The organism is Lysinibacillus sp., from assembly GCF_032093475.1.
Lineage (GTDB): Bacteria > Bacillota > Bacilli > Bacillales_A > Planococcaceae > Lysinibacillus > Lysinibacillus irui.
This window is the reverse complement of record NZ_DAMDAY010000151.1, coordinates 3,601-9,308: the sequence shown is the minus strand read 5'-3', so window position 1 is coordinate 9,308 and position 5,708 is coordinate 3,601. Positions and strand designations below refer to the sequence as shown.

Annotated in this window: 6 protein-coding genes; 3 read left to right on the top strand and 3 right to left on the bottom strand. The window is 38.2% G+C overall.

Annotated features, from left to right (window positions below; genetic code table 11):
• Positions 1 to 407 (bottom strand): AMP-binding protein (locus RT445_RS21465; RefSeq protein WP_313471523.1); only part of this gene is annotated, 407 nt, incomplete at its 3' end.
• Between the two features lie 323 nt (positions 408 to 730).
• On the opposite strand from RT445_RS21465, the gene RT445_RS21460 reads away from it, so the two are divergent.
• From RT445_RS21460 to RT445_RS21450, 3 genes are read left to right on the top strand one after another with little or no spacing between them, the layout of a single operon-like run.
• Positions 731 to 1,363 carry a GNAT family N-acetyltransferase gene (locus RT445_RS21460; RefSeq protein ID WP_274794108.1) on the top strand — a complete coding sequence of 211 codons (633 nt, stop codon included), beginning with the start codon at positions 731 to 733 and terminating at the stop codon, positions 1,361 to 1,363.
• 24 nt (positions 1,364 to 1,387) lie between these two features.
• Positions 1,388 to 2,035 (top strand): acetoin utilization AcuB family protein, encoded by a 648-nt coding sequence (locus tag RT445_RS21455; protein WP_274794109.1) that lies wholly within the window; start codon positions 1,388 to 1,390, stop codon positions 2,033 to 2,035.
• Positions 2,035 to 3,195, top strand: coding sequence for an acetoin utilization protein AcuC (locus tag RT445_RS21450; RefSeq protein ID WP_274794110.1), 1,161 nt, complete (start codon positions 2,035 to 2,037; stop codon positions 3,193 to 3,195). The genes RT445_RS21455 and RT445_RS21450 overlap by 1 nt, the downstream gene beginning before the upstream one ends.
• 137 nt (positions 3,196 to 3,332) lie before the next feature.
• Here RT445_RS21450 and ccpA read toward each other — a convergent pair whose 3' ends face one another.
• Positions 3,333 to 4,337 (bottom strand): catabolite control protein A, encoded by a 1,005-nt coding sequence (gene ccpA, locus RT445_RS21445; RefSeq protein ID WP_274794111.1) that lies wholly within the window; start codon positions 4,335 to 4,337, stop codon positions 3,333 to 3,335.
• Between the two features lie 173 nt (positions 4,338 to 4,510).
• Positions 4,511 to 5,596: a bifunctional 3-deoxy-7-phosphoheptulonate synthase/chorismate mutase gene (locus RT445_RS21440; protein ID WP_274794112.1), complete on the bottom strand. Its 1,086-nt coding sequence runs from the start codon at positions 5,594 to 5,596 to the stop codon at positions 4,511 to 4,513.
• Positions 5,597 to 5,708 lie beyond the last annotated feature (112 nt).

Genomic DNA, 5,708 nt, shown 5'->3' with positions numbered 1-5,708 from the left:
AAAGCTTCAAACAAAGGGCCTACAATAACACCCATTTTCAGCGCACCTAATATTGAAAAGTAAAGCTCAGGTGAACGTGGCATAAAAATAAATAAGCGATCACCTTTTTGCAAATTAGTAGCTGTTTTAAAAACATTTGCTGCCTTGTTTGTTAACCTTTTCATTTCATTAAAAGAATATGCTTCTTTTCGTTTACCATCATTAAAATAAAGCGCTACCTTATTTTTACGATGTGTTTCTGTATGGCGATCTATAGCCTCATACGCCATATTTACTAATCCTGTTTCGAACCAGTTAAATGCTTTTTCGGTGTTAGCCCAGTTGTGTGATTTTGCCACTTCCTCATAATTCATTAAATAATGCTGACCAGGTAAAGCCCTTAACTTCTCCTTCATTTTCATCCCCATGAAAACTACCCCTTTCTTTGCTTTTGCTTTTGACTATATTTCCAACAATCCCCCTGTTGAAATATAAAAAATTATGACAAAAGCAAAATGAATATGCAGCTATTGTTATATAACAGATTAACGTCATAATAATGATAAAATCCCTAATCACACTACTTTTATCTGTTAAATAACAGAAGCAATATAATTCTATTTTACACGAATTTCAATAGATTGTCTTAATATTTTCACTTTTCCAAAAATACAGGTATATTTTGCAAAAATAAGCGTTTTTCCGCAAGAAATCAGCTATAATGGAATTATTAAACTCAGGTGGTGTAATTATGGAACATAAAAAAACTTTTTTTTCTGTCACAAAGGAAACAAAGCATGGTACGGTGTATGTGGAAGGACCTGTACCTCCAGAAAAATTAGCTACATATTCATTCCATGAAGGCTTGGTTGCCTTCAGACCTCCAAAACAGCAGCAACAAGCCATCATAGAGATTGCAGGACTTCCAGAGGGCCGAATTATTATTATTCGAAACGAAGATATTATCGTAGGCTATGTTACCTATCTTTATCCTGATCCACTTGAACGATGGGCAGAAGATCGAATTGAAGACATGATTGAATTAGGCGCCATTGAAGTCATTCCAGACTATCGGGGTACTGGTGCAGGGAAGGCTTTGCTAGCCGTTTCATTTATGGGTGATGAAATGGAAGACTATCTTGTGATTACTACCGAGTATTATTGGCATTGGGACTTAAAAGGAACTGGTTTAAATGTTTGGGACTACCGCAAAATGATGGAGAAAATGATGAGCTCTGTCGGCTTCGAATATTTTGCCACGGATGATCCCGAAATTACATCACATCCAGCCAATTGCCTTATGGCACGTGAAGGGAAACGAGTGCCTCCTGAGACAATGGAAAGATTTGATAGGCTTCGTTTTAAAAATCGTTTCATGTATTAAAACCAACACAAAGGGGATGCGTATATGATCGTAGAAGAGATTATGAATGATGAGCCTTACACATTAGCTCCTACCAATACTGTACAAGAAGCATTAAAGCTAATGCGTGAAAAAAAAGTTCGTCATTTACCAGTTGTAGATGAGGAACGTCACGTATTAGGTGTGATTACGGAACGAGATATTAAAGAAGTCTTGCCATCATCTTTACAGGATGAGCCTAACTCTCCTGTTTTTAAGGCAAAAGTAGAGGACATTATGGTGAAGGACCCACTTATTGGTCATCCACTAGATTTTGTCGAAGAGGTTGCCCTTACATTTTATGAATCCAAAATAGGTTGTTTACCTATTGTTACTGGGGGAAAATTAGTAGGGATTGTGACGACAACCGATTTACTCTATACATATATAGAGCTAACTGGTGCTACGGAGCCCGGCTCAAAAATTGAGATTCGGGTATCCGATACACCAGGGGTTTTATTTGAAATTACAAAGATATTTCATCGACACCATGCCAATGTCCAAAGCGTCTTAGTTTATCCTGACTCTGAAAATACACAAAATAAAATTTTAAGTGTCCGAGTAAAAACACTGAATCCTTTAGCTATGATTGAAGAACTTCGTAAAGAAGGCTTTGATGTACTTTGGCCTAATTTACCAGGTGTTTCATTATAATGAAAAAGGCTGTATTCGTTTACTCGCCAGAACAACTCGGATATAAATTTTCAGATACCCACCCTTTTAATCATAAACGTTTGACGCTAACAATGGATTTATTAAAAAATATACATGCTCTCGATGATCTAGATATTGTACCTGCTCGTGTTGCAACAGATGAAGAGTTATTGCTAGCACATGATCCAAAATATATAGACATTGTAAAAAAAGCAGGACATGGTGAATTATCGGAAGCTCAATGTGAAAGCTATGGTATCGGCACGGAAGATACACCCATTTTTGAAAATATGCATGAAGCCAGTGCGCAGCTCGTTGGTGGAACGTTAACAGCAGTTGATTATGTAATGGAAGGGAAAGCTGGCCATGCCCTCAACCTTGGTGGAGGTTTACATCATGGCTTTCGTGGTCGAGCTTCCGGATTTTGTATTTACAACGATAGCACGGTAGCAATTCGCTATTTGCAGGAAAAGTATAATGCACGTGTACTTTATGTAGACACAGATGCTCATCATGGAGATGGTGTTCAATGGAGTTTTTATGAGGATCCCAATGTTTGTACTTTGTCTATTCACGAAACGGGTCGATACCTTTTCCCTGGAACAGGAAACATCACCGAGCGTGGCAATGGTCAGGGTTACGGGACCTCGTTTAATTTTCCCATGGATGCTTTTACAGAGGATGAAAGTTTCTTAGATATATATGAACAATCGATGCGAGAGATCTTTGAATTTTTTAAGCCTGATGTTGTCTTAACCCAAAATGGTGCTGATGCCCATTACTTTGATCCCTTAACCCATTTACATGGAACGATGAATATTTATCGTGAAATCCCAAAGCTTGCTCATCAATTAGCACATGAATATTGTGATGGAAAATGGATTGCTGTTGGTGGCGGTGGCTATGATATTTGGAGAGTAGTACCTCGAGCTTGGTCGATGCTATGGTTGGAAATGACTGACCAAAAATGTCCAACGGGGCCGCTCCCACAAGCATGGCTTGATCGCTGGCAGCCTGAAGCACCCGTACCTTTTATTCCAACGTGGGAGGACCCAATTCCTTTATATGAGCCCATCCCTCGAAAAGCTGAAATAGAAGAAAAGAATGCTCAAATGTTAGCCAAGGCGCTACATATTATTCGAAATGAAAAACGAGATTAACATTATTGCCTCACGATAAGCGTGAGGCTTTTTTATCTTAGTTCATTAGTTTTGTTTAATGCGTAGTTTCGACATTTTCATTGTTCTTTCTATCATAAAAAAACACGCAAACCTTGTAGGATTTACGTGTTCTCATTCTATTTGCTTTTGACAGATTGACGATGCTCAATACGATGCGGTAAAATGACTGCCTCATCCTCGACAGTCTCCTTGCTCATCAATTTAGTAAGCAAACGCATGGCAACAGCTCCAATATCGTAAAGTGGTAGCGCGACACTTGTTAACTGTGGACGAACCATTCGAGCTAGTTTCGAGTTCTCAAAACTAATCACTTCTATATCTTCTGGAACAATTTTACCAGCATCTTGCGCGCCATGAATTAAGCCGATTGCTAGCTCATCACTGCCTGCAAAATAAGCAGTTGGCGGATGTTCGAGTCCAGATAGGATGTCCCAAGCTTCTAAGCCCATGTCATAACTAGACTCTTCTGCGGCAATTAATGCCTCATCTATTGGTAAGCCAGCATCCTCTAATGCTTTCTTATAAGCTGCTAGCTTGAATTTTCCGTTAATTGTATAAGAGAGTGGTCCTGTCACGAAACCAATACGTGTATGTCCATTTTGAATAAGTAGAGAAATCGCTTCATATGCAGCTTGGAAGTAGTCAATATTCACCGTTGCGATTGTTTGTGATTCATCCACTGACCCTGCTAAAACAATTGGTACTGGAGAATGATCCATCGTTTGTTGCATTTTCTCTGTGACCTCATCACTCATCATCACAATACCATCTACCTGTTTCCCAAGCATAGTATCCAGAAGCTGTAGCTCTTTATCTTCATGTTGATCCGAGTTGGCTAAAATAATATTATATCGATACATCGTGGCAATATCCTCTACACCACGAGCCAGCTCGGCGTAAACATTGTTTGCAATATCTGGGATAATCACGCCAACTGTTGTTGTTTTCTTACTTGCTAGTCCTCGTGCTACTGCATTCGGACGGTATTCTAATCGTTCAATTACTTCTAATACTTTTTTTCGTGTTGCCGGTTTTACGTTTTGATTGCCATTGACTACACGAGAGACCGTTGCCATAGAAACATTTGCTTCTCTTGCAACATCATAAATTGTAACAGTCATCGTACGTGCCTCCCTTTTTCCTATTATAGCCTTATCATACGATAATTTTCATATTATTTTCAAGAAGAACTACGTAAAAACCAAGTACTAATAGTCCTATTCTAGACATTAATTTGTCACGATATAACAAACACCGCCTGCTAAAATAAGCAAGCGGTGTTCACCGTTAACAATTAAGCATGGATTTCATGATTTTTCATGAATTTTTGAAGTGTTTCATAGAATGCGTCAAATGTTGGAATGTCCATTTGTTGCTGTGAATCAGACAATGCAACAGATGGATCTGGATGCACTTCTGCCATAACACCATCAGCGCCAATCGCGATAGCTGCTTTTGCACATGGTAATAATAAATCACGACGACCTGTTGAGTGTGTAACATCTACGAATACTGGTAAATGCGTTTCTTGTTTTAAGATTGGCACGGCTGAAATATCTAGTGTATTACGCGTTGCTTTTTCATAAGTACGAATACCACGTTCACAAAGAATAATGTTTTCATTTCCTTTTGACATGATGTACTCCGCTGCATGTATAAATTCATCAATTGTGGCAGCTAAGCCTCGTTTTAATAGGACAGGCTTATTTGTCGCCCCTGCTGCTTTTAATAATTCAAAGTTTTGCATATTACGTGCACCGATTTGGATAACATCGATATAATCTAGTGCTTCCTCTAAATGACCTGGTGTTACTATTTCTGTAATAACACCTAAACCAAATTCCTCAGATACACGTTTTAAAATTTTAAGTCCTTCTAATCCAAGTCCTTGGAAGTCATATGGAGAAGTACGTGGTTTATAAGCACCACCACGAATTAACTTTTCTCCTTTTGCTTTAATAGAAGCTGCAACAGCTGCTACTTGCTCATATGACTCAACTGCACAAGGACCAAATACGAAAGATGGTTTCCCTTGTCCAATTAATTCACCATTGATATTAATAACTGTATCTTCTGATTTCTTTTTACGAGATACAAGTAGCTCTTTCTTCTTATCAGCTTCTAATTGTTTTAAAGCTGTTTTAAAGATTTGCTTAAATATATAGTCAACCGTCATTTGGTTTAACGGACCTTGATTGTGTTCTTTAATAAGATCAAGCATGTGTCTTTCACGTAATGGATCATAGCGATTCACACCTTGCTTTTCTTTAATTTTACCGATTTCATCAACTACAGCTGCACGTTCGTTAATTAGACGAAGAATTTCTAAGTTTAATCCGTCAATTTGACTTCGTAAGCTTTCTAAATCTTTTTGGCTCATGCTTTCTTGCTCCTCTCCTCATGACAGACACTTCCAGAACTCTGAAATGTATGTTACATTTTTAGATAATAGCATTATTATAATCAATGTTGTTCAGAATGTCACGCATTTT